A 25,166-nucleotide genomic window follows, 5' to 3' on the forward strand; every position below is an offset into this window, starting at 1 on the left:
TATGTTCGAAGCCTCAAACAAAGTTAAACACTTTGTTTGAGGCTTTTTTGCGCAAATAAAAGAATGTAGGGAATTCGTCATGTTGTATAGGTAATCCCCTAATACATAAACATTGTGAAAAAAATTACAATTGATATAGATAATTAAGGGCAAATAATAGGAGGTTCTAACTATGTCTAAGTTAGGTTTGAAATTCTTTAAGCCAACCGAAAAATTTAATGGGAATTGGTCTATATTAGAAGAAAAAAGTAGAGAATGGGAGAAAATGTACAGAGAAAGATGGAGTCACGATAAAGTTGTCAGAACGACTCATGGTGTGAACTGTACAGGTTCTTGTTCATGGAAAGTATTCGTGAAAAATGGTGTGATTACATGGGAAAATCAACAAATTGATTATCCTTCTTGTGGACCTGATATGCCTGAGTTTGAACCTAGAGGATGTCCGCGTGGTGCTTCATTTTCATGGTATGAATATAGTCCATTACGTGTGAAATTCCCTTATGTTAGAGGTAAGTTATGGAAACTTTGGAAAGCTGCATTAAGTGAATATGAAGATCCTGTTGTCGCTTGGGCATCCATTGTTGAAGATGAGCAGAAAGCTGAAATTTATAAAAGTGCGCGAGGTAAAGGTGGACATGTTCGCGTCAATTGGAGAGATGTTACACAACTCATCGCAGCACAAATTATATATACTGTGAAAAAATATGGTCCAGATAGAATTGCTGGATTTACACCTATACCGGCTATGTCCATGATTAGCTATGCTTCAGGTGCGCGTTTTATATCGTTATTAGGTGGGGAAATGCTTAGTTTTTATGATTGGTATGCTGACTTACCACCCGCTTCACCACAAATTTGGGGTGAACAAACGGATGTACCTGAATCAAGTGATTGGTATAACGCCGGTTATATTATTATGTGGGGATCGAATGTACCATTAACGCGTACACCAGATGCGCATTTTATGACAGAAGTTAGATACAAAGGTACTAAAGTCGTGTCTGTCGCACCAGACTATGCTGAAAATGTAAAATTTGCTGATAACTGGTTAGCACCAAATCCTGGTACTGATGCAGCATTAGCACAAGCCATGACACATGTCATTCTTCAAGAATATTATGAAGATAAACAAGAAGAGATGTTTATCAACTATGCTAAACAATACACTGATATGCCTTTTATTATACAACTTGATAAACATGGAGAAGGCTATAAAGCAGGTCGTTTCTTAAGATCTAGTGATTTAGGTATGGAAACAGAACACGCAGAATGGAAACCAGTTGTTTACGATAAAAATAGTAAACAATTTGTCATACCTAATGGAACGATGGGACAAAGATATGAAGAAGGCGTTAAATGGAACTTAAATTTAGTAGGTGAAGATGGTAAAGAAATAGATCCAGCTTTATCTTTTAAAGACCATGAATCAAAAGTGATGACAATTCAATTTCCGTATTTTGATAATGAAGGAAATGGTATTTTTGAAAGACCTATTATCGTTAAAGAAATCGAAAATAAAGACGGAGAAACAATTTATATCGCGACGATATATGACTTAATGACAAGTCAATATGGCGTAAGAAGATTAAATCATCCATTAGAAGCAACTAGTTATGAAGATGAAAATTCAATGTATTCGCCTAAATGGCAAGAAAAAGTAACAGGTGTTAAATCTTCTATTGTGACGCAAGTAGCTAGAGAATTTGCACAAAATGCAGTTGATACAAATGGTCGCTCAATGATTATTATGGGGGCAGGTATCAATCACTGGTTTAACTCTGATACAATTTACCGCTCTATATTAAACCTTGTTATATTATGCGGATGCCAAGGTGTAAATGGTGGCGGATGGGCGCATTACGTTGGTCAAGAAAAATGTCGTCCGATAGAAGGTTGGTCTACGATTGCTTTTGCGAAGGATTGGCAAGGACCACCTCGACTTCAAAATGCTACAAGTTGGTTCTATTTTGCAACGGATCAATGGAAATATGAAGAGTCTGGTGTTGATAAATTACAGTCACCATTATCAAATGAATTGAAGCATCAACATCCAGCTGATTATAACGTATTAGCTGCTCGATTAGGATGGCTACCATCTTATCCGCAATTTGATTGTAATAGCTTACTCTTTGGTGAAGAAGCGAAAGATGCAGGAGATGACTCAAATGAAGCGATTCTTCAAAGAGCAGTTGAATCAGTAAAATCTAAAAAGACTAAATTTGCTATAGAAGATCCAGATGCAAAGAAAAATCATCCAAAAACATTGTTCGTATGGCGTTCAAATTTAATCTCTAGTTCTGCAAAAGGACAAGAGTACTTTATGAAACATTTATTAGGAACTAAATCAGGACTATTAGCAAATCCTAATGAAACAGATAAACCAGAAGAAATTGTATGGCGAGAAGAAACAACCGGCAAATTAGATTTATTAGTTGCGCTAGATTTTAGAATGACAGCAACACCATTGTATGCAGATGTCGTATTACCAGCAGCAACATGGTATGAAAAACATGATATTTCTTCTACTGATATGCATCCATTCATACATCCGTTTAACCCTGCAGTTGACCCATTATGGGAATCAAAATCAGACTGGGATATTTATAAAACGTTAGCAAAATCTGTTTCGGATTTAGCGAAGACACACATGAAAGGCACATTTAAAGATGTTGTAACAACGCCTTTAGCACATGATTCTAAACAAGAAATTTCAACACCTTACGGAATTGTTAAAGATTGGTCAAAAGGTGAAATTGAAGCAATACCTGGTAAGACAATGCCTGGTTTCGCAGTTGTAGAAAGAGATTATACAGCTATATACGATAAATATGTATCAGTTGGACCATTATTAGAAAAAGGTAAAGTCGGGGCTCATGGGGTAAGTTTCTCAGTAAAAGAGCAATACGATGAATTAAAGATTATGTTAGATACGTGGGAAGATGACACTGTTAAAAATGGTCTCCCTAGAATGGATACAGCACGTAAAGTAGCAGATGTCATATTGAATGTTTCATCAGCTTCAAATGGTAAAGTATCACAAAAATCTTACGATGATCTAGAACAACAAACGGGGATGACATTGAAAGATATTTCTGCTGAACGTGCTTCAGAAAAAATAACGTTCCAAAATATAACAGCACAACCGAGAGAAGTTATACCGACAGCAGTATTCCCTGGTTCGAATAAATTAGGCAGAAGATATTCGCCATTTACGACAAATATCGAACGTCTTGTACCTTTTAGAACGTTAACAGGAAGACAAAGTTATTATATTGATCATGAAGTATTCTTACAGTTTGGTGAGAACTTACCTATCTATAAACCAACATTGCCGCCAATGGTATTTGGTACGAAAGATAAAAACATAAAAGGCGGCGTGGATACATTAGTATTACGATATTTAACGCCACATGGTAAGTGGAATATTCATTCAACATACCAAGATAATTTGCATATGTTGACGTTATTTAGAGGTGGTCCAACTGTTTGGATTGCGAAAGAAGACGCAATGGCGAACGACATTAAAGATAATGATTGGTTAGAAGTATATAACAGAAATGGTGTCGTTACAGCAAGAGCAGTTGTATCACATAGAATGCCTAGAGGTACGATGTTTATGTATCACGCACAAGATAAACATATTGAGACACCTGGATCAGAAATTACAGATACTCGTGGTGGTTCACATAACGCACCTACACGTATCCACTTGAAACCTACGCAATTAGTAGGCGGTTATGCACAAATAAGTTATGGCTTTAATTACTATGGGCCAATTGGAAACCAAAGAGATGTATATGTTGCCATTAGAAAAATGAAGGAGGTAGATTGGCTTGAAGATTAAAGCGCAAGTAGCTATGGTTATGAATTTAGATAAATGTATAGGATGCCATACATGTAGTGTCACATGTAAAAGTACGTGGACAAATAGACCAGGCGCTGAATATATATGGTTTAATAATGTCGAAACGAAACCTGGTATCGGTTATCCGAAACGTTGGGAAGACCAAGAAACTTATAAAGGTGGTTGGGTACTCAACAAAAAAGGAAAATTAGAATTAAAATCAGGTAGTAAACTATCTAAAATTGCATTAGGTAAGATTTTCTATAATCCTGATATGCCAGAAATGAAAGATTATTATGAACCTTGGACATATAATTATAAACATTTAACAACAGCTAAAGAAGGAAACCATTCTCCAGTAGCAAAAGCTGAATCTGTTATTTCAGGTAGAAAATTAGATATCAAATGGGGACCAAACTGGGAAGATGATTTAGCGGGTGCTCATGTAACTGGACCCACTGATCCAAACATTCAAAAAATCGAAGAAGAAATTAAATTTAACTTCGACCAAACATTTATGATGTATTTACCAAGATTGTGTGAACATTGCTTAAACCCAAGCTGTGTTGCATCATGTCCATCTGGTGCAATGTATAAAAGGGATGAAGATGGTATTGTACTTGTCGACCAAGATGCATGTCGTGGTTGGAGATATTGTATGACAGGTTGTCCTTATAAGAAAGTATATTTCAACTGGAAAACAAACAAAGCAGAAAAATGTACATTCTGTTTTCCTAGAGTTGAAGCAGGTTTACCTACAGTATGTTCTGAAACATGTACAGGTCGTATGAGATATTTAGGTGTATTACTTTATGATGCAGACAAAGTTCAAGAAGCAGCTTCTGCAGAAAATGAAAAAGACTTATATCAAAAACAACTTGATCTATTTTTAGATCCATTTGATGAAGACATTATTCAACAAGCTGAAAAAGATGGTATTTCACATGATTGGATTGAAGCGGCACAAAATTCACCAGTATATAAATTGGCAATAGAATATAAATTAGCATTTCCTTTACACCCTGAATATCGAACATTGCCAATGGTATGGTATTGTCCACCATTAAGTCCGATTATGAATTACTTTGAAGGTAAAGATTCTATTAGAAATCCAGATATGATTTTCCCAGCAATAGAAGAAATGAGATTACCTGTTCAATATTTAGCAAATATGCTAACAGCAGGTGATACGAAGACAGTTAAAGAAGCATTGCAAAAAATGGCGATGATGCGTAGTTATATGAGAGCTAAATCAAGTGGTAAAGACTTTGATATTTCAAGACTTGAACGCGTAGGACTTACGGAAAGACAAACGAAATCGATGTATAGATTACTCGCGATTGCTAAACATGAAGATCGTTTTGTTGTACCGACATCCCATAAAGAAGGTTACATGGATACTTACAGAGCACAAGGTAGCCAAGGATATGGTGGCGAAATGTTTGGCTCAAATTGTGATGGTTGTGGTGTTCAAGGATTATCAGAGCAAAAATCCGGACAAGAAATATATAATGAGAACTTCTATGGAGGGATTTTCCGTGATTAATTTAGATGCATTATATCAACTTAAAGAAAGCTTTGGGTTTTTTAGTAACCAGTTAACTTATCCAGAAAAGCTCGATTTTCATCCTAAAGCATTTGATAAAGCTTTTGATACCAATCATCCGGCTTATCGTGACATTAAGCAATATTGGGAAAATATGCATGATATATCTTTAGATGATATTCAAGAAGTATATACAAGAACGTTTGATTTTGAAAAAAAGACGACGTTATATATGACGTACAATAAACTAACGGAACAAAAAGAACGTGGTCAAATGCTAGCAAGATTAAAAGTACTTTATGAAATGTTCGGGCTAGAAATGCCTCAAAATGAACTGTCAGATTTTTTACCACTTATGCTTGAATTCTTATATGCTGCAGAGTGGAGAGGTGACGATCGTGCACAAGAAAGTTTAACGCTAGTTGTGATGGTCATTGAAGATGGGACATATGGATTGCTTCAAGCTTTAGGTAAACAAAACAGTCCGTATTTTCATCTGATTAAAGCAATTAGAGAAACGTTAAAATCATGTGTAGTAGAGCAAGAGAAGGTGATCAACGGTGATTAATCAATTTATATGGGTTATCTATCCTTATTTATGTATCGCTATTTTTATTATTGGTCATTTATTCAGATTTAAATATGATCAATTTTCATGGACAGCAAAGTCTAGTGAGTTTATTGAGAAGAAACAATTGATGTGGGGAAGTATTTTATTTCACTTAGGTATTATTCCAGTTATATTTGGACATATAGTTGGTTTAGGCATACCTGCAGAATGGTTAAGTAGTGTCGGCGTTAATGATCATTTATATCATATCGGTGCAGTTTATATTGGAAGTATTTTCGGTATTGTGACATTAATCGGTATGGTTCTGTTAACAGCTAGAAGAATTACGAAACAAAATGTAAGAAGGCTAAGTTCAGCTTCGGACATTATAGTAAATATATTATTGTTAGTGATCGTATTGATGGGGTGTATTTCAACGTTATGGACGAACGCGACAACACCAGACTTTGATTATAGACAAACAATTTCTGTTTGGTTTAGAGGTTTATTAATCTTTAAACCGGATGTTGCTTTAATGAATGACGTACCTTTAACATTTAAGACGCATATTATTTTAGGATTTTTAATTACAAGTTTATGGCCATTTACGAGATTGGTACATGTTTGGAGTGTGCCACTTAATTACTTCAGTAGAAGTTACATTATTTACAGAAAACATAAAACGAATTAAACTATAAGTAAAAAAGTCGAGGTGTTTAAAATGTCTAATGATTTTAATTTTCAGGAACATTTGGATCTTATTCGTAGTACTTATGGTGTTGATTTTGTCGGATTAGCTATGACTTCTGAAGACGCTGCTCACTTTCATATTAAGTGGCAATATGTATCTGGAAATTTAAATCATAGATATCAAAACATTGTTTTAAGAAGCGGAAGAGGGATAGCAGGGATTGTGATTAAAAGTGGTAAACCTATTGAAATTCGTGATTTGAAAGAAAGTCCTTATCATGATCAACCCTTTAACTATCCGATTGTTCAAAGTGAACAATTAACATCATTACTTGCAATTCCATTATGGAAAAAGTATCGAGTATGTGGTGTGCTCTTGCTTGGACAACGTGATGAAAAACAATTTCCTGAAATAGATATAAATGATTTTAATCGCTTTGGACCATTTTATGGAAAGGATATGATGAATGCATGAGTTCAGAAGATGCTTCAATATTAATGGATATATTAAAACAATACTATGAAAAAACGAGTGAAATGATTGTGTTTTTAAATAGTAAAGGACAGGTAATTAATATGAATGAAGCTGCCCGAAGAGTAATCTCTGAAGACAATCAATCATCATTGACACATGCCATTTGTAGTAGATGTGAAGGTTATTCAAATGAATATGCCTTACAATCATGTAGAGACTGCTTTTTAGAGTCTTCAAAAATTGGCAACACTAGTTTTCAAGTGTTTATGCAGACAAATAGTGGGACTGTTGAACCTTTTACAGCGACTTATCAAACGATTAGTCAAGAAGACGATGTTAAAGTGTATACATTACAAAATGTATCGCCACAAATTGAAAGACAACAGAAATTACATCAACAAACGATGATCCAAAAAACAATATCCGCACAAGAAAACGAGCGTAAAAGAATTTCTAGAGAGTTACACGATGGTGTTGTTCAAGAATTGCTTAATGTCAGTGTTGAACTTAGATTATTGAAATATCAGAATGATATTGACGAATTGAAGCAGCAGTCTCAACATATTGAAACGTTAATGTCTCGATTAATCGATGATATTAGAAACTTATCTTTAGAACTAAGACCTTCATCATTAGATGACCTTGGATTAGACGCAGCATTTAAGTCATATTTTAAACAGCTTGAGAAAAATTTCGGTTTCCATGTTCACTATCATTATGATTCGTCTATTAAACGTTTTAATACGGAGATTGAAACGGTCGTATATAGAATTGTACAAGAAGCGGTGTTTAATGCATTGAAGTATGCTAATGTGGATAGTGTTGATGTTCATATGTCTTGTGATGGCAATGAAATAGAAGTTGAAATTGCTGACCAAGGGAATGGATTTGTATTAGGTAGTCAGCCAAAAGGTTCAGGACTTGGTATATATGGTATGAAAGAACGTGCTGAAATTGTTGGCGGTAAAATCAATATCGAAAGTAAACTTAAAAAAGGTACAAATATTAAATTGAATGTACCAATAGCATAAATGGTGGGTGGTATATATGAAAATCGTAATAGCAGATGATCATGCAGTGGTGAGAACAGGCTTTTCAATGATTTTGAATTATCAAGAAGACATGGAAGTTGTTGCGACAGCTGCAGATGGTATAGAAGCATATCAAATGGTTGCAAAACATTCACCAGATGTATTGATCATGGATTTAAGTATGCCACCTGGTGAATCAGGATTAATCGCAACTGGTAAAATAGCAGAAGACTTTAAGCAAACTAAAATATTAATATTAACGATGTTTGATGATGAAGAATATTTATTTCATGTATTAAGAAGTGGTGCTAAAGGATATATTTTAAAAAATGCACCAGATGAAGAGTTAATACATGCTGTAAGAACGATATATAGAGGCGATATGTATATTGATTCTAAAGTTACAAGTTCACTCGTAAATGAACTCTTTAATCATCAAGATAACAATGAGCAAAGTACTTCTGATCCATTTAAAATATTGTCTCAAAGAGAACTAGAAATCTTACCTTTAATCGCAAAGGGCTATGGTAATAAAGAAATTGCGGAGAAATTATTTGTTTCTGTCAAAACGATTGAAGCACATAAAGCGCGAATTATGGATAAACTCGGTTTAAAATCGCGTCCAGAATTAGTTGAATATGCTATGAAGAAAAAATTATTAGATTTCTAAAATGAAACTGACCTGATAAATTGCGGCTTAAAAACCTTAGTTTATCAGGTCTTTTTATGTTTTTTATTGGATTAATTTTTATAAATGAATATAGGGATTTTCCATGTTTCAATAAGGGGATATCCTTATGTGCACTTTTTCACAAATAACCTACAATAATATTGGAAAGATTATACATAAAGATTAATTTCGAAGGGTGAAAAACATGAGAAACAACTTAGGAAAAGTTCAACTACCACTTCAAACCTTTAGTTTAATGGCAGGATTTATGGTTTGGAGTATACTGGCACCTTTAATGCCTTATATTACACAAGATATAAGTGTAGAAGAAGGTCAGAAAGCTATTATTTTAGCAATACCCGTTATTTTAGGATCGATTTTAAGAATACCAATTGGCTACTATACGAACTTATTAGGTTCTAGACTTGTATTTTTAGTGAGTTTTATTATTTTATTATTTCCAGTATTTTATTTAAGCCAAGCACATTCAACTACAGGATTGATGATTGCAGGATTCTTTATAGGTCTCGGTGGTGCAATCTTTTCAGTAGGTGTTACTTCTATTCCTAAATATTTTCCAAAAGAAAAGCATGGTTTTGCGAATGGTATTTATGGAATGGGTAATTTAGGGACAGCTGTATCATCATTTTTAGCGCCTCCAATAGCAGGCATTATCGGATGGCAACATACTGTACAACTTTATTTAATCGTATTACTTATCTTCGCAGTATTAATGTTTATCTTTGGAGATAAAGAAGAACCTAAAGTAAAAATTCCAATGATTTCACAAACGAAGCAAGTCATCAATAACTATAAACTTTACTATTTTAGTTTCTGGTATTTTATTACGTTTGGTGCATTTGTTGCATTTGGTTTATTCTTGCCGAACTTTTTAGTGAGTCATTTTGAAATTGATAAAGTAGATGCTGGTATTAGAACAGGTATCTTTATTGCAATCGCAACATTACTTAGACCAATTGGTGGTATGTTAGGAGATAAATTTAATGCTTTAAACGTATTGAAAATATTCTTTATCGGCTTAATAGCGGGCGCAATCGTCCTTTCAATATCACATCATCTCATCTTGTTTACAATTGGATGTTTGACGGTAAGTGTTTGTGCATGTATTGGTAATGGACTTGTATTTAAACTTGTGCCGACATACTTCACAAAAGAAGCAGGTGTTGTAAACGGAATCGTATCTATGATGGGTGGTCTCGGCGGATTCTTCCCACCATTAATTATAACGTTAGTAACGAGTTTGACTGGTTCAAATCATTTAGCATTCTTTATGCTTGCTATATTTGGTGTGCTTGCACTCATTACAATGATGCATATGACTAAAATAGAAAGAAAGCATGTTTAGTTGTTTGTCTTAAAAAATTAAAAAGGCTGAGGCAATGTTTTGCCTCAGCCTTACAATTAATTGAGGATAAAAGCGTTTAACTCTATAATAGAGTTAAAGAGATTCGTGAAAGGTTGATATAAATGAACGAACGTTATTCTCGTCAAATTTTATTCGATAAAATTGGAGAACAAGGTCAAGAAAGAATTGAACAAGCGAGTGTCACTATTGTAGGCATGGGTGCACTTGGTACACATGTTGCTGAACAGTTGACTAGGTCGGGTATAAAGAGACTCAATATTATTGATCGAGATTATGTTGAATCGTCAAACTTACAAAGACAAACATTATTTATAGAGAATGATATTAAAGAAATGCTACCTAAAGTTGTAGCAGCAGAAAGACATTTAAAGAAAATTCGTGAAGACATTACAATAAAATCTTATATTGCGCAATGTGATGCAAAGTTATTACATGAAGTTGCGCGTTACTCAAACATTATTATTGATGCGACAGATAATTTTAATACAAGACAAATTATTAATGATTTTGCGTACAAGATGAATATTCCGTGGATATATGGCGCATGCTTAGAATCTACATATGTTCAAGCGACTTTTGTGCCTAAAGAAACACCTTGCTTCAACTGTGTATTACCACAATTGCCAGTGATTAATAGAACTTGTGATACAGTAGGCGTGATAAATCCGGCAGTAACAATGGCAGCAAGTTTACAAGTTGCAGATGCACTTAAAATATTGGCTGGTTATTCATTTACACCTAAAATTACGTACGGTGACGTTTGGTTCGGTGAACATCAATCATTTGGATTTGAACAAATGAAACGAGACGATTGTGAGACTTGTGGAGCAGAACCAACTTATTCCAAATTATCAAATTCAGACAAACAACTAACTGAATTATGTGGCCGTCATACTGTTCAATATATAAACGAGAAACTTAATCGACCAGCTATTGAAAAGTTTGTTGCTCAAAATGGATTATTGCATCGTTCTAATGCGTATATGATTCAGTATTTATACGATGACCATCGTGTCGTAGCATTTAATAATGGTAGGTTATTAATTCATGATTTGGATTCTGTAGAAGAAGGCAGACAGTTTGTTGAGAATATGTTTGGATAGGAGTTAAATCGATGAGTGTAGTTAATAGAATAGATCGTCTTATAAATGTGGCAGTTTTAACCGTAAGTGATACGAGAACGAAAGAAACAGATAAAGGTGGACAACTTGTTCAACAATATTTGAAAGATCTCAATGTTGAAATTAAAGAAGGGCATTATCAAATTGTTAAAGATGATGTCACTGAAATTCAAACGCAAGTGAATGAGTGGCTTAATAATGATGTTGACGCCATTATTACAACTGGCGGTACAGGTATTAGTCAAAGAGATGTGACGATCGAGGCGATTAAGCCTTTACTAGATAAAGAAATAGAAGGATTCGGTGAGATATTTAGATATTTAAGTTATACAGAAGATGTAGGTACGAGAGCGATACTTTCTAGAGCAATTGCAGGTACAGTCGGGCATCAAGTAATTATTTCAATACCGGGTTCTACAGGTGCAGTTAAATTAGCAATGGAAAAGCTCATAACTAAAGAATTGAATCATTTAGTACATGAGCTTAATAAATAACTATTGGCGTTTGAAGTCGCCATTTTTGCCACCAGTCTTATAAGATAAATATGTTTCACCAATAACCATGCCTTTATCAACGGCTTTACACATATCATATATTGTTAAAGCTGTAACACTTGCAGCAGTTAAAGCTTCCATTTCTACACCCGTTTGACCTTTCGTCTTAACGGTTGCTGAAATATTTATTGTGTATGGTTCATCTTTATCCCATTCATAAGAGATATCGATGCCTGTTAATTGAAGTGGGTGACACATAGGTATCAATTGGCTTGTATTTTTAGCAGCCATAATGCCAGCAATTTGTGCTGTACCAAGTACATCGCCTTTTTTATTTGTTGCATTTTTTATTTGATCATAGATTGTTTGATTTACTTTAATACTTGAGTTTGCAATTGCGATACGTGTGCTTGTTTCTTTATCTGAGACATCGACCATTTTTGCATGGCCTTGCTCATTAAAATGTGTAAATTCAGACAAAATCATCATCCTTTCTAAAGATATTATAACATGTAAGTTTAAATAAATTGATAGGGAGTGTAGACAATTGACAGTTGAAATGAGAACACCTATACCAGTGAAAGAAGCAATTGAACGTGTTATCAAAGTAGTAAAGCAGTTAGAGACAGAAACAGTATCAATAAATGAAAGTTTAAACTATATACTTGCTGAAGATATTAAAGCAACTTACGATATTCCTCGATTTGATAAATCACCTTACGATGGGTTTGCAATTAAAAGTGCTGATTCTAAAGGGGCATCAGGAGAGAATAGAATATCATTTAAAGTTGTAGATCATATCGGTGCTGGAACAGCTTCAAATGTGACTTTAAATAGTGGAGAAGCGGTACGTATTATGACTGGCGCACCTATACCAGAAGGTGCAGATGCAGTTGTAATGTTTGAACAAACAGTGGAAACAGAAACAGGATTTACTATTCGTAAACCATTTACGGAAGGTGAAAATGTTGCGTTTCAAGGCGAAGAATGTAAAGAAAATGAATACGTCTTACATAAAGGACAGCGTATTAATAGTGGTGTTATTGCAGTGTTGGCAACATTTGGTTACCAAACTGTTAAAGTATCCAAAAAGCCAACCGTTGCCGTCATCGCAACAGGTAGCGAGTTAGTAGGACCAAATGATCCATTAGAACCAGGTAAGATTAGAAATTCAAATGGTCCTATGATTGAATCGTTATGTAAAGAAGTTGATATCGAAGCTACTACATATAACATTCAAGAAGATAACTTACAAGGGTGCATTGATATTGTTGAAAAAGCAATGTCTGAGCATGATATCGTGATTACAACAGGTGGGGTATCAGTTGGAGACTTTGACTATTTACCGAAAGTGTATGATGCAATTGGTGCAACAGTGCTCTTTAATAAAGTGCAAATGAGACCAGGTAGCGTAACAACGGTTGCTTACAAAGATGAGAAGATGTTGTTTGGTTTATCAGGGAATCCATCAGCTTGTTACTCAGGATTTCATTTGTTTACAAAGCCAACCATTCAAAAAATGATGTCTGCTGATGCTATTTACCCAGTTATTATAGATGCGAAGTTGAATGAAGACTTTAAAAAAGCTAACCCATTTACGAGATTTATTAGAGGTAAATTATCATTCACTTCACAAGGTGTTTATGCTGAACCGTCAGGATTTAATAAATCAAATGCGGTTGTCGCGATTGCTAAAAGTAATGGTATGATTATTTTACCTGGTGGGACAAGAGGCTATCAAAAAGATGACGATGTGAAAGTTCTATTAACGGATCATCAGTCATATGAAAGTAAATTAACACTATGAAGATATTACAAATAGTTGGTTATAAAAATAGTGGTAAAACAACATTAATAAATGAATTAATTAAAGAATGTCGCAGTCAGCAATTAACAGTATCTACAATTAAACATCATGGGCACGGTGCAGACGAAATTTCTTTAAATCATAAAGAAGTAGACAGTTTAACGTTTATTAATAGCGGTGCTAAAGAAAGTATCGTGTTGGGTAAACAATTAATAGAGAGAGTAACGTATGAAGAGAAGTCATTGCAGCAAATAATAGATGAAGATTTGTCTGTTGAGCCTGATGTGCTATTAATTGAAGGATTTAAGCATGATCATTTTCCTAAAGTACTTTTGACGAAGCAATCTGAAGATTTAGCACAAACATTACCCAATATCGTATATCAGTTTGATGCGTTTAATCTTGAGGCAAAGAAAGACTTTATAGTTTGGTTTGAAAATTGGTTGAAAAAGTAGGTGTAGAAGTGAAACAATTTGAAATCGTCAATGATCCAATAAATCCTGAACAATACAGAAACTGGACACTCAATGAAAAGCAAGGTGCAGTTGTTGTCTTTACAGGCCATGTGAGAGAATGGACAAAAGGCATTAAGACAGAGTACTTAGCTTATGAGGCATACATCCCAATGGCAGAGAAGAAATTAGCTCAAATAGGTGATGAAATTAAAGAAAAATGGCCAGGTACAATAGTTGCAATTGCACATAGAATTGGTGAATTACAAATTTCAGATATAGCTGTTGTTATCAGTGTATCTTCACCGCATAGAAAAGATGCTTATAAAGCGAATGAATATGCGATTGAAAGGATTAAAGAAATCGTACCAATCTGGAAAAAAGAAATCTGGGAAGATGGGGAAGAATGGCAAGGCAGTCAAAAACATTACCATTCTTCTATTCAAATGGAGGGTGAATAATGAAAGTATTGTATTTTGCTCATTTAAAAGAAATAATAAACATAAATGAAGAGCAAATAACTCTTAACCAAGACTACTCTGTGTTAAACTTTAAGCAATATTTAGTTGAGAAGCATCCAGAGTTAAAGGATGAAACTTTTCAAGTTGCTGTAAATGAGGAATTTGTGCAAGAATCAAGTGTTATAACAGACCAAGATGTTGTTGCATTGATTCCACCAGTTAGTGGAGGGTAAAGAGAAAATGATAGCAATAGTTCTAGCTGGCGGTAAGTCCAGTAGATTTGGTTCACCAAAAGCGTTAGCGACAATTAATGGAGAAGTTTTTTATGAGAAAATCATTCAAACTTTAAATCAAACGAATTTATTTGAAAAAGTTGTGATTAGTACGAGTGAAGAATTGAAAGATTCATTCAATCACCATGATGTTGTCGTAGATTTATCAAAGTACAAAAATAATGGTCCTTTAGGTGGGATTTATAGCGTGATGCAAAAACATGATTCGGAATGTTATTTTGTGATTGCTTGCGATACACCTAAAATTACCGAAAAAGCGATTAGTCATTTATATCAATTTTTTATTTCGCGTGTAATGGAAGAACAGCTAGACATTGCTGGATACGAAGCAAATGGTAAAAAAATGCCGACGTTAGCATTTTATAGTCATCGTGTTGAAGCGGACATTAAAGAAGCGTTAGACCATGAAGCTTTTAGAATGAAAGATATATATGAAAAGAAACCTTCACAATGGTTAGATGTATCAAATGTGAAAGATTCAACTAATTGGTACCAAAATATAAATTACATTGAAGATTTAGAAAAAGCCGAGTCTTAACGATTGTATAGGTAGAGGGGGCGTTACGATGCATCAACCTATCAAAGATAAATTAGGAAGACCAATTAGAGATTTAAGAATATCCGTTACCGACCGATGTAATTTTCGTTGTGATTACTGTATGCCTAAAGAAATTTTTGGGGATGATTACGTCTTCTTACCTAAAGAAGAATTATTGAGTTTTGAAGAAATTACGAGATTATCGAAGTTATACAGCTCACTTGGTGTAAAGAAAATTAGAATTACAGGCGGAGAGCCACTTCTAAGACGAAATCTATATGAGCTTGTAGAAGCTTTGAACAAAATAGAAGGTATCGAAGACATCGGACTAACAACAAATGGTATGTTGTTAAAAAAACATGGATTGAATTTATACAATGCAGGACTACGAAGAGTGAATGTAAGTATAGACGCAATGGATGATGAATTATTTAAATCGATTAATAATCGTCAAATATCCGCTTCTCAAATACTCGATCAAATAGATTATGCAGTGAGAATTGGTTTAAAAGTTAAAGTGAATGTCGTGATCCAAAAAGGGGTGAACGACCAAGAAATACTACCACTTGTTGAGCATTTTAAAGAGAAAAACATTATCGTAAGATTTATAGAATTTATGGATGTAGGTAATGATAACGGGTGGAATTTTGATAAAGTTGTCACTAAGAAAGAAATGTTAAATATCATTTCTTCAGCCTATGATGTAGAACCAGTGGACGCCAATTATTTTGGAGAAGTTGCAACATACTATCGCCATAAAGATAACGGCGCACAATTTGGTTTGATCACGAGTGTGTCAGCATCATTTTGTTCATCATGTACACGAGCAAGAATTTCATCTGACGGTAAATTTTATGGCTGTTTATTTGCTGAAAAAAATGGCTATGATATAAAATCAGAGCTAAGAAGCGGCAAGACAGACGAAGAATTATTAAGCACATTAAAGTATTTATGGAATATAAGAGATGACAGATACTCAGATGAACGAACAGCAGCTACAGTAGCAAGACGAAAGAAAAATAAAATTAATATGAACTATATAGGTGGTTAGATTAGAAGTTAGGGACAGAATTCCGAGAAATGTCCGTAAGAGGTGCTGTTAGGGACAGAATTCTGAGAAGTGTCCCTAAGAGGTATCGTTAGGGACAGAATTCCGAGAAATGTCTCTAAGAGGTGCTGTTATGGACAGAATTCCGAGAAGTGTCCCTAATTGAGCGCCCATCTAATTACCAGAATTCAGAATAATGGAAGTTACAGCGTTCTAATTACCAGAATTCGGAATAATGAAAGTTACAGCGTTCTAATTACCACAATTCAGAATAATGGAAGTTAGCTGATTCTAATTACCACAATTCGGAATAATGGAAGTTACAGCGTTCTAATTACCACAATTCGGAATAATGGAAGTTAGCACATTCTAATATAACTAAAACAAGCTAGGATATTCTCATTATCCTAGCTTGTTTTACTATTTCATAAAATATTTTCCGATAATCATATCCAACGTTTCTTTTGAAAGTACGAGTGTTTGTTCGTTAGCTTTTTTGAGCATTTCTTCAGTATTCTCATCATTAAATTTGATAGATTTAGAAAAGTAAGGTGCGAATACATCGATAAAACTATTCAGCACTCTTTCTTCATCTGTTATTGTGTTTATTTCACTCATTGGTGCAACTTCTAATTGATGGAAGTCTAAGTGTTTCTTAATTGTCTCAAATATAAAGTCATTTGATGGTGGGTTCTGATTGGTTGCGTGATAAATCTTATGATTTTCTGCATAATCACATGCTACTGTGAGTACTTGTACAACATAATCAACGGGTACGAAATTTGACGTATGACTTGCATCTCCAAATAGTCTATATATTGAATGATCTTTCTTTTTTTCTACACGTCTTTTGAAGACTTTTAATGCTTTCATAAAGCCATACAGCGTAAAGTTTGAATCAGCTTCTCCTGTTACGGAATCGCCTATTATGATTGCTGGACGAATAATTGAAGTTTCCATTGTTTTTCTTTGCATCACGATATGTTCAGCTTTAATTTTAGTCGCTTCATAAGGATTATTTGTAGGTGAATCGATTGAATGTAGTACTTCATTACCGAGTTCTTGTTCACCGACCGTATAGGCTGTTGAAACATATAAAAAATGCTTTGTTTGTATTTGTTCTGCTAAGTCCAAAGCATGTTGTGTACCGATATAATTGATTTGATAAAGATCATCTGCAAGTTCGAAATTAAATTTGACGAGTGCAGCTAAATGATAAAATTTATCTATTTGAGGTATCGTTTCAATATCACTTTCAGACACGCCACATAATGTTTCTGTAATGTCTCCATTAATAAAGTGAATTCTTGAATGATACGATGGTTTTAATTTATTGAGCAATTGGTCTTTCTTCTGCTCACTCCTGTATAATACGTAAAATTGCTTTTGTGCATCTTTTGCAAGTGATTGTATTAACTCTGCACCTACAAATCCCGTAGCACCTGTTAAAAAAATGTTCATGTTTCCACTCCGATTCTAAGTTTCTGACTATATTTTGAACGATGACTATCTGAAAGTAAAGTATTTTAATAAGTGTTCACATATAACATTGCTATTTGAAAATTGTTAAGCAATAATATTAGGTAATAGATATAAAAGGAGCGTATTTCATGAACGAACAAAAGATGGCTAAGCCTTCATTATTTTTAATCGTGATTCTCGGTTTATTAACCGCATTTGGACCATTTTCAATAGATATGTATTTACCAGCATTACCAGAAATTAGTCGTGATTTTGATACTACAACGTCAAATACACAATTGACGCTCACACTCTTTATGGTTGGTTTAGCAGTTGGACAAGTATTTGTCGGGCCACTATCTGACTTTATAGGACGTAAACGACCACTCATGGTTGCATTAATTGTTTATACAGTTGCTTCAATATTATGCGTATTTGCACCTAATATATACGTCATGATGGCATTACGATTTGTACAAGGTTTTACTGGTGGGGCAGGGGCAGTTATTTCCCGGGCAATTTCCAGTGATTTATATAAAGGTAAAGCTTTAACGAAATTCTTAGCGATATTAATGCTTGTTAATGGTGTAGCACATATTTTAGCACCTGTATTGGGTGGTATTATATTATCATTTTCAACTTGGAAAGTAGTCTTTATTTTATTAACGATATTCGGCTTTATTATGTTTAGTTTATCTTCAGTAAAATTGACAGAATCATTACCTGTAGAAGAACGTTCATCAGGTAGAATCAGTGAAGTGCTAACAGACTTTAAAAATTTACTCAAAAGTCCAAAATTTTTAATGCCTTTATTTATACAAGGTTGTACATACGCGTTGTTATTTAGTTACATATCCGCTTCATCATTCATAACGCAATCTGTCTATCATATTTCACCATTAGCTTTTAGTTGTATGTTTGCTTTTAATGGTCTTGGATTAATATTGTCAGGTCAAATTATTAATAAATTAGTCGACTATTATGATGAACATGTACTTATGCGTTTATTCGGAATGATTCAAATTATAGGTGTGATTATCGTTTCAATCACATTAATGAATGGTTTATCAATTTGGATATTAATGATTGGATTCTTTATACTCGTTAGTCCAGTATCTGCAATTGGTACGACAGGTTTTTCCATTGCGATGGCTAACAATAAAGGTGGCGCAGGAAGTGCTGCGAGTTTATTAGGATTATCTCAATTTCTATTCGGTGGTATCGTTTCGCCATTAGTGGGTATAAAAGGAGAACATGAAGTATATCCATATGTCCTGACGATTATTATCGTTTCAATATTGTTGATTATTTTATTCTTCGTTAATAGTAAAGTGTTTAAAAGAGCAGCTTAAAAGTAGGAGGGTATGAACATGAATTTAAAATTTGATCATATTATTCATTATGTAGATGGTATAGAATCAATTGAATTTCCACATCAATATATACAAGCCATCCAAGGTGGTAAACATACGCAATTAGGAACCTACAATCAATTAAGTTATATAGATTTACATTATATAGAGTGGATTGATGTCTTTGATGCAGATATAGCACGTTCATATGCTCAAACAGAAGAAGGCAGATTAAGCTTTGCGAATACATTTAAAGATGCGCATGTACAAGAAGGATTTAAAAGAATCTGCCTTAGAACACAAAATATCGATAACGTGAAGACTCATCTAGAGCAATTTGATATAGATATAGTAGGTCCAATTGAAATGTCGAGAACGAAACCGGATGGCACTATGATACAATGGCAATTACTATATTTAGATGATAAGCAAGATTTAAATTTACCATTCATCATTCAGTGGGGAGAAAGTGATGAACAAAGAGCAGCATCTTTAAAAGCTCATTTTCATGATGATTTATCGATCGATGAAGTGACGATTCAAGTGAAGAATCTTCATGAATCGAGTCAAAATTGGCAATCTTGGTATGGTTTGAAAGAGCTTGAGAAAAGCGAAGAATATGTTAAGTTAAGCTTTAAAGAAGATGATGTTGTCATTAAACTTACAGAGGATGTAGAGGAGAAATATACAACATTATCACTCTCATCAACAAATATAAAAAAAGACACGCGCATTTTATTTAAAGGCGCGTGTTACGAATTCAAAGCTAATTAGCATAAACACTGAGATAGACGCTTTGAACAATAATGCCTAAATGTACGAGTGCAATTAAGGCGCTTATAATGGCTATAAATAATATAGATTTGCGTGCGTTCTCAAGAATAAAGACGATGCTTAGTAGCAAGGTGAAGGCAACAGTTATGATACGATAGCTTAAATAATTAATTGTGCTATCAAAATTTAGACTGACCGCAATCAGTATGATATTTATAATAATAAAAAGCGTTAGAACAAGTTGTCTCATATATTTCAATCCTAACTGTATGTTTTATATGACAAGTATAACAAATATTGGTCTTTTGCGTGAAATTATAGTACGTTTCATTGTATAATTAAAAGACGAATTGATAAAAAGGAGATTTATAAATGACGATAAAGAAAATGAATATCACTCATGAGCAACATGATGAATTTGTAAAGCAACATCCAAATGGTGATATGTTGCAACTTACAAAGTGGGCAGAATCCAAAAAGCTTACAGGTTGGTATTCTCGTCGTATAGCAGTGGGCGATGGTGAAAAGATAACAGGTGTAGCACAACTTTTATTTAAGAAAGTGCCAAAGCTACCATATACATTATGTTACATATCTAGAGGTTTTGTTGTTGATTATAAAGACGAAACATCTGTTAAAGTACTTTTTGAATTATCTAAAGAAATCGCACGTAATGAGAAAAGTTATGCCATTAAAATTGACCCAGATATAGAAGTGGATCAATCTGAAGGTGTTCTTGAATATTTAACTTCATTAGGATTTGAACATAAAGGTTTTGAAGATGGATTAAGTAAGAAATATATCCAACCTAGAATGACGATGATCACAAAAATCGATCAACCTGAAGAAGACTTAATGCAAAGCTTTGATAAACGAAACCGCTCACGTGTTAGAAACTCTTTAAAAAGAGGTACTGAATTAGTTATTGGTAACCGTGATGACTTAAAAATCTTTGCAAAAATCATGGAAGAAACAGGCGAGAGAGACAATTTCTTAACAAGAGATGTTTCATACTTTGAGAATATTTATGATCATTTACATCCAGATGGCGACTGTGAATTATTCTTAGTTAAAGTTGTGCCAGATACAGTCTTAAAAGACTTATTTAAAGAACGTGATGCACTACTTGAAGAAAAAGAAAAATTAGCAAATAGAAGACAAACTAAGAAAGTCGTTAATCAGTTAAATGATGCTGATGAAAAATTAGGTAACTTTGAAAAACGAATTCAAGAAATGGAAGAGTTAAAAAGTAAAAAACCAGATGGCGTGTATTTATCTGGTGGTATCTTAATCTTCTCAGGTAAGAAATCGTATTATTTATATGGTGCGTCATCAAATGAATATCGTGAATTTTTACCAAATCACCGCATGATTATTGAAATGATGCGTTTTGCTAAAGAAAAAGGCGCTACTAAGTTCGACTTCGGTGGTACGGATAATAACCCAGACCAAGACCATGAACATTATGGATTATGGGCTTTCAAGAGAGTTTGGGGCACTTATTTAAGTGAGAAAATTGGTGAATTTGATTATGTGTTAAATAAACCACTTTATACTGCAATCGAGAAAGTTAAGCCAGCAGTAGTTACTTATAAAAGAAAAATCGAAAAGAAAATCAAAAGAAACTAGACATAAGATTAAGGCACTAAAACTTTAAATTATTAAAATTTTAGTGCTTTCTTTATGTATAAGGTATGTTTTAGCGTTAAATTATTATACAATTATTTACAAATCATAAATTAGGGGGAAATTGAGTGGTTCAAAAAATGATCAAGTTCTCGCTGAATAATAAATTTGCTATTTTGCTTATGACGATTATTATTTTGCTTGGCGGCATATATTCAGCGTTTAAAATGAAACTAGAGTTATTACCGGATATTACAACACCTGTTATAACAATTACGACACCATATCCAGGTGCAACACCTGAAAGTGTTCTAGAAAATGTAACAGAACCAGTTGAAAAAGAAGTTCAAAATCTAGAAGGCGTACAAAATGTCACAAGTCAGTCTTTAGAAAATGCTTCAGCAATTACATTAGAATATACATATCAAACAGACATGGATGAAGCTGAGACTGAATTAAGAAAGAAATTAGAAGCGTTAGATTTACCTGACGGTGTTCAAGATCCGGATATGAGTAGAATGTCTATGTACTCATTCCCAGTTGTGAGTTATTCAATTTCTGATAAAGATGACGATCTTGAAAAAGTAACAAAACAAATGCAATCAGATTTAATACCTAAACTTGAAAAAGTAGACGGCGTACAAAATGTATCATTGTCAGGTCAAACATTAGAAGAAGTTAATTTAGAATTTGACCAAAATGAATTAACGAAACGTGGTATGAGTGAAGATGAAGTACTTCAATACATCGACGGTGCTACGAAAGAATCACCTTTAGGTTTATATACATTTGGTGATGATTTGAAATCAATTGTTGTAGATGGAAGATTCACTTCAATAAAAGCACTGAAAGATTTAGAAATACCTATGACAGGTGGCGCTTCAAGTGGTGGAGGGCAAAGTGCAGCAAGTCAATCACAACAAGGCCAGCAAGCTCAACAAGGTCAAGAGGGTTCTGAATCAAGCGATAGTAGCGCATCTCAAAGTATCCCATCTGTAAAATTATCTGATATCGCAGATGTTAAACAAGAGAAGAAACGAGATTCAATTTCTAAAACAAATGGTAAAGATGCTTTAGCGCTTCAAGTAACGAAATCTACAGATGCCAATTTAGTAGATGTCGTTGATAATGTAGACAAAGAACTTGAAGCTTATAAGAAAGATCATAAGAACATAGAATCTGTACAATTGATGGAAACAGCATCAACAATTAAAGACTCAGTATCGACAATGGTTGAGAAAGCTTTAATCGGTTCTATCGTTGCAGTGATTATCATTATGTTCTTCTTAAGAGATATTAAATCAACTATTATCGCGATGGTTTCTATTCCAATGTCATTATTAATGGCACTCATTGGTCTAAAAGCGATGGATGTTTCATTAAATATCTTAACTTTAGGGGCATTAACAGTTGCAATTGGACGTGTTATTGATGACTCCATTGTTGTTATAGAGAATATTTATCGACGCATGTCGGATAAAGGTGAAGAACTGAAAGGTAGTAAACTGATTACAAGTGCGACGAAAGAAATGTTTATTCCAATCATGTCTTCAACAATCGTTACAATTGTCGTGTTCTTACCGTTAGCTTTTGTAACTGGTCAAATTGGAGAAATGTTTAGACCATTTGCTTTAGCAGTAGCATTTAGTTTATTAGCTTCACTACTTATCGCATTAACAATTGTGCCAGTTCTTTCACACATCTTCTTTAGAAATGGAATTAAGAAAGCTAAGAAAGAAAGAGGACATTGGTTAGCAAATAAATACAAAGGCATTTTAAAATGGAATTTAAATCATAAATGGCTTGTTATTGTATTAAGTATCGTGCTTGTTATCGCAAGTATTGCACTTGTATTTACGCCATATATCGGTAAGTCGTTTATCGATACAGGTGAAGATAAAATGTTAGCACTAACTTATAAACCTTCACCAGGTGAAAAAGAAGATCAAGTTGTTAAAAACGGTGAACAAGCTGAGAAATATTTATCAAAAGATAAAAACGTAGAATTCGTTCAATATAGTGTAGGTGGCGAAAATCCATTTAATCCTTCTGCCAAAAATGACATGGCTTTAATGGTTAAATACGATAAAGATACACCTAACTGGGATAATGTCGGTAAAGAAGTTATGGATCATATCGGTAAATTCAACCATAAAGGTGAATGGAAACAACAAGATTTCTCTACTGGCGGTACAGCGAACGAAGTATCTGTAAAAGTATCAGGTCCATCAACTGAAGCAATAGAAGGTACAGTTAAAGACGTAGAGAAAGAAATGAAGAAAGTTAAAGGTGTAGAAAACGTAAGTTCGAACCTTTCTAAATCTTATGAGCAATACGATGTGAAAGTCGATCAAAATAAAGCGAGCAAATTAGGACTTTCAGCTGGTCAAATTGCTATGACGCTTAATCAAACTACACAAGAAAAAGTTGTTACTAAATTAAATGATGATGGTAAATCTATCGATGTTAAACTGACTAAGAAAGAAGAAACAGATTGGTCAGAGAAGAAATTAGAAGATACTAAGATTACATCTCCATTAGGTAAAGATGTGAAACTAAGTGATATTGCGACATTGAAGAAAACAACTTCACCAGATACAATTACAAGAGAAAATGACAAAATTTCTGTTTCTGTAGATGCGAAAATCACTGCAGACGATGTTGCTAAAGTAACAACAGATGTTAATCAAAAAGTTTCTAAAATTGATACACCAACAGATGTTGAATTAAATGTTGGCGGTACAAATGATGACATCAACGAAGCAATAGAACAGCTGTTGCTTGCAATGGGTGCAGCAATTCTAATCGTATATTTAGTAATCGTATTAACATTCAAAGGTGGATTAGCACCATTTGCAATATTATTCTCATTACCAGTATCTATTATTGGTGTAATCGCAGGACTGTTAATTACACAAGAAACGATATCCGTACCAAGTATGATTGGTATGTTAATGTTGATTGGTATTGTTGTAACGAATGCGATTGTATTAATAGATAGAGTGATTAATATGGAAGAGGCGGGCATGACTACAAGAGAAGCATTAATAGAAGCAGCAGGCACGCGTTTAAGACCTATCTTAATGACAGCTATTGCGACAATCGGAGCATTAGTACCACTATTATTTGGTGGCGGAAGTTCTGTTCTTATTTCAAAAGCATTAGCAATTACAGTAATAGGTGGATTAATTTCTTCAACATTATTAACACTATTAGTTGTGCCAATTTCATATGAAATCATTATGAAATTTAAGCGAGCAATATTTAAAAGACCAAAAGAACGTATAGAATAGATGATTAACCCCTCTATGTCTGTGAGACAAGGAGGGGTTTTTGTATGTAGTAAATATATTGGTTAAGTTAGTAACAAAAGTCGAGGGAATTGTAACTAAGGAGGCCGTTAGTAACAAAAGTCGAGGGAATTGTAACTAAGGACGTCCATAGTAACAAAAGTCGAGGGAATTGTATCTAAGAGCGGCCATAGTAACAAAAGTCGGTTGAATTGTAACTAAGGCGGTCCATAGTAACAAAAGTCGCGAGAATTGT

Annotated in this window: 22 protein-coding genes; 20 read left to right on the top strand and 2 right to left on the bottom strand. The window is 33.9% G+C overall.

Annotated features, from left to right (window positions below):
• Window positions 1-172 precede the first annotated feature (172 nt).
• The 10 genes from LQ617_RS11735 (at window position 173) to LQ617_RS11780 (ending at window position 11,808) form a co-directional block, all read left to right on the top strand.
• Window positions 173-3,844 (top strand): nitrate reductase subunit alpha, encoded by a 3,672-nt coding sequence (locus LQ617_RS11735; protein ID WP_159315456.1) that lies wholly within the window; start codon window positions 173-175, stop codon window positions 3,842-3,844.
• Window positions 3,834-5,390, top strand: coding sequence for a nitrate reductase subunit beta (gene narH / locus LQ617_RS11740; RefSeq protein ID WP_025906825.1), 1,557 nt, complete (start codon window positions 3,834-3,836; stop codon window positions 5,388-5,390). The genes LQ617_RS11735 and narH overlap by 11 nt, the downstream gene beginning before the upstream one ends.
• Window positions 5,383-5,958, top strand: a complete 576-nt coding sequence (narJ, locus tag LQ617_RS11745) for a nitrate reductase molybdenum cofactor assembly chaperone (RefSeq protein ID WP_159315455.1) — start codon at window positions 5,383-5,385, stop codon at window positions 5,956-5,958. Before narH ends, narJ begins: the two co-directional genes overlap by 8 nt.
• Window positions 5,951-6,631 (top strand): respiratory nitrate reductase subunit gamma, encoded by a 681-nt coding sequence (gene narI, locus LQ617_RS11750; RefSeq protein ID WP_025906823.1) that lies wholly within the window; start codon window positions 5,951-5,953, stop codon window positions 6,629-6,631. The genes narJ and narI overlap by 8 nt, the downstream gene beginning before the upstream one ends.
• Before the next feature lie 30 nt (window positions 6,632-6,661).
• Window positions 6,662-7,105, top strand: coding sequence for a nitrate respiration regulation accessory nitrate sensor NreA (nreA, locus tag LQ617_RS11755; protein WP_126477756.1), 444 nt, complete (start codon window positions 6,662-6,664; stop codon window positions 7,103-7,105).
• A complete protein-coding gene (locus tag LQ617_RS11760; protein ID WP_025906821.1) occupies window positions 7,102-8,136 on the top strand; it encodes a sensor histidine kinase in 1,035 nt (344 codons plus the stop codon). The genes nreA and LQ617_RS11760 overlap by 4 nt, the downstream gene beginning before the upstream one ends.
• Window positions 8,137-8,152: 16 nt before the next feature.
• Window positions 8,153-8,806, top strand: coding sequence for a nitrate respiration regulation response regulator NreC (gene nreC, locus LQ617_RS11765; protein WP_025906820.1), 654 nt, complete (start codon window positions 8,153-8,155; stop codon window positions 8,804-8,806).
• A gap of 205 nt (window positions 8,807-9,011) precedes the next feature.
• Window positions 9,012-10,172, top strand: a complete 1,161-nt coding sequence (locus tag LQ617_RS11770) for a nitrate/nitrite transporter (RefSeq protein ID WP_239740458.1) — start codon at window positions 9,012-9,014, stop codon at window positions 10,170-10,172.
• 122 nt (window positions 10,173-10,294) lie between these two features.
• Window positions 10,295-11,296, top strand: coding sequence for a ThiF family adenylyltransferase (locus LQ617_RS11775; protein ID WP_025906818.1), 1,002 nt, complete (start codon window positions 10,295-10,297; stop codon window positions 11,294-11,296).
• Between the two features lie 11 nt (window positions 11,297-11,307).
• Complete coding sequence (locus LQ617_RS11780; RefSeq protein WP_037589035.1) at window positions 11,308-11,808, top strand: MogA/MoaB family molybdenum cofactor biosynthesis protein; 501 nt, start codon at window positions 11,308-11,310, stop codon at window positions 11,806-11,808.
• Here the strand turns inward: LQ617_RS11780 and moaC are convergent, their stop codons facing one another.
• Entirely contained in the window at window positions 11,809-12,288 is a 480-nt protein-coding gene (gene moaC, locus LQ617_RS11785; RefSeq protein ID WP_037589034.1) for a cyclic pyranopterin monophosphate synthase MoaC, read from the bottom strand.
• A 67-nt stretch (window positions 12,289-12,355) separates the two neighbouring features.
• Here moaC and LQ617_RS11790 point away from each other — a divergent pair, with 67 nt between their 5' ends.
• Genes LQ617_RS11790 through moaA form a run of 6 tightly spaced genes read left to right on the top strand, consistent with a single transcriptional unit; the run spans window position 12,356 to window position 16,410 of the window.
• On the top strand, window positions 12,356-13,615 hold the full coding sequence (locus tag LQ617_RS11790) for a molybdopterin molybdotransferase MoeA (protein ID WP_159315452.1): 1,260 nt from the start codon (window positions 12,356-12,358) through the stop codon (window positions 13,613-13,615).
• Complete coding sequence (gene mobB / locus LQ617_RS11795) at window positions 13,612-14,070, top strand: molybdopterin-guanine dinucleotide biosynthesis protein B (RefSeq protein WP_037589031.1); 459 nt, start codon at window positions 13,612-13,614, stop codon at window positions 14,068-14,070. The genes LQ617_RS11790 and mobB overlap by 4 nt, the downstream gene beginning before the upstream one ends.
• 8 nt (window positions 14,071-14,078) lie before the next feature.
• Window positions 14,079-14,528 carry a molybdenum cofactor biosynthesis protein MoaE gene (locus LQ617_RS11800; RefSeq protein WP_037589118.1) on the top strand — a complete coding sequence of 150 codons (450 nt, stop codon included), beginning with the start codon at window positions 14,079-14,081 and terminating at the stop codon, window positions 14,526-14,528.
• Window positions 14,528-14,761 (top strand): molybdopterin converting factor subunit 1, encoded by a 234-nt coding sequence (moaD, locus tag LQ617_RS11805; protein WP_025906812.1) that lies wholly within the window; start codon window positions 14,528-14,530, stop codon window positions 14,759-14,761. Before LQ617_RS11800 ends, moaD begins: the two co-directional genes overlap by 1 nt.
• Window positions 14,762-14,768: 7 nt before the next feature.
• Window positions 14,769-15,359, top strand: a complete 591-nt coding sequence (gene mobA / locus LQ617_RS11810; RefSeq protein ID WP_037589030.1) for a molybdenum cofactor guanylyltransferase MobA — start codon at window positions 14,769-14,771, stop codon at window positions 15,357-15,359.
• Window positions 15,360-15,387: 28 nt separating this feature from the next.
• Entirely contained in the window at window positions 15,388-16,410 is a 1,023-nt protein-coding gene (gene moaA / locus LQ617_RS11815; RefSeq protein WP_037589029.1) for a GTP 3',8-cyclase MoaA, read from the top strand.
• Window positions 16,411-16,827: 417 nt separating this feature from the next.
• Here moaA and LQ617_RS11820 read toward each other — a convergent pair whose 3' ends face one another.
• The gene (locus LQ617_RS11820) at window positions 16,828-17,868 is read right to left on the bottom strand and encodes an SDR family oxidoreductase (protein WP_239740459.1); all 1,041 of its coding nucleotides are present in this window, start codon (window positions 17,866-17,868) and stop codon (window positions 16,828-16,830) included.
• Between the two features lie 149 nt (window positions 17,869-18,017).
• On the opposite strand from LQ617_RS11820, the gene LQ617_RS11825 reads away from it, so the two are divergent.
• The 4 genes from LQ617_RS11825 (at window position 18,018) to LQ617_RS11840 (ending at window position 24,913) form a co-directional block, all read left to right on the top strand.
• The gene (locus LQ617_RS11825; RefSeq protein WP_239740460.1) at window positions 18,018-19,220 is read left to right on the top strand and encodes a putative multidrug effflux MFS transporter TcaB; all 1,203 of its coding nucleotides are present in this window, start codon (window positions 18,018-18,020) and stop codon (window positions 19,218-19,220) included.
• Between the two features lie 18 nt (window positions 19,221-19,238).
• Window positions 19,239-19,994, top strand: a complete 756-nt coding sequence (locus tag LQ617_RS11830; RefSeq protein WP_239740461.1) for a VOC family protein — start codon at window positions 19,239-19,241, stop codon at window positions 19,992-19,994.
• Between the two features lie 378 nt (window positions 19,995-20,372).
• Entirely contained in the window at window positions 20,373-21,623 is a 1,251-nt protein-coding gene (locus LQ617_RS11835; RefSeq protein ID WP_048541317.1) for a lipid II:glycine glycyltransferase FemX, read from the top strand.
• Between the two features lie 125 nt (window positions 21,624-21,748).
• Window positions 21,749-24,913, top strand: coding sequence for an efflux RND transporter permease subunit (locus LQ617_RS11840; RefSeq protein WP_126477765.1), 3,165 nt, complete (start codon window positions 21,749-21,751; stop codon window positions 24,911-24,913).
• The last annotated feature ends 253 nt before the right edge of the window (window positions 24,914-25,166 follow it).

The sequence above is a fragment of the Mammaliicoccus sp. P-M59 genome (assembly GCF_022386135.1).
GTDB classification, from domain to species: domain Bacteria; phylum Bacillota; class Bacilli; order Staphylococcales; family Staphylococcaceae; genus Mammaliicoccus; species Mammaliicoccus sciuri_A.

What these genes read in the sequence shown, in the direction of transcription:
- LQ617_RS11760 (WP_025906821.1), top strand. Translation starts at nt 7,102, where the DNA reads ATGAGTTCAGAAGATGCTTCAATATTAATGGATATATTAAAACAATAC.
- LQ617_RS11830 (WP_239740461.1), top strand. Translation starts at nt 19,239, where the DNA reads ATGAATTTAAAATTTGATCATATTATTCATTATGTAGATGGTATAGAA.
- LQ617_RS11735 (WP_159315456.1), top strand. Translation starts at nt 173, where the DNA reads ATGTCTAAGTTAGGTTTGAAATTCTTTAAGCCAACCGAAAAATTTAAT.
- mobB (WP_037589031.1), top strand. Translation starts at nt 13,612, where the DNA reads ATGAAGATATTACAAATAGTTGGTTATAAAAATAGTGGTAAAACAACA.
- LQ617_RS11775 (WP_025906818.1), top strand. Translation starts at nt 10,295, where the DNA reads ATGAACGAACGTTATTCTCGTCAAATTTTATTCGATAAAATTGGAGAA.
- moaA (WP_037589029.1), top strand. Translation starts at nt 15,388, where the DNA reads ATGCATCAACCTATCAAAGATAAATTAGGAAGACCAATTAGAGATTTA.
- moaD (WP_025906812.1), top strand. Translation starts at nt 14,528, where the DNA reads ATGAAAGTATTGTATTTTGCTCATTTAAAAGAAATAATAAACATAAAT.
- nreC (WP_025906820.1), top strand. Translation starts at nt 8,153, where the DNA reads ATGAAAATCGTAATAGCAGATGATCATGCAGTGGTGAGAACAGGCTTT.
- nreA (WP_126477756.1), top strand. Translation starts at nt 6,662, where the DNA reads ATGTCTAATGATTTTAATTTTCAGGAACATTTGGATCTTATTCGTAGT.
- LQ617_RS11780 (WP_037589035.1), top strand. Translation starts at nt 11,308, where the DNA reads ATGAGTGTAGTTAATAGAATAGATCGTCTTATAAATGTGGCAGTTTTA.
- mobA (WP_037589030.1), top strand. Translation starts at nt 14,769, where the DNA reads ATGATAGCAATAGTTCTAGCTGGCGGTAAGTCCAGTAGATTTGGTTCA.
- LQ617_RS11820 (WP_239740459.1), bottom strand. Translation starts at nt 17,868, where the DNA reads ATGAACATTTTTTTAACAGGTGCTACGGGATTTGTAGGTGCAGAGTTA.
- LQ617_RS11825 (WP_239740460.1), top strand. Translation starts at nt 18,018, where the DNA reads ATGAACGAACAAAAGATGGCTAAGCCTTCATTATTTTTAATCGTGATT.
- LQ617_RS11770 (WP_239740458.1), top strand. Translation starts at nt 9,012, where the DNA reads ATGAGAAACAACTTAGGAAAAGTTCAACTACCACTTCAAACCTTTAGT.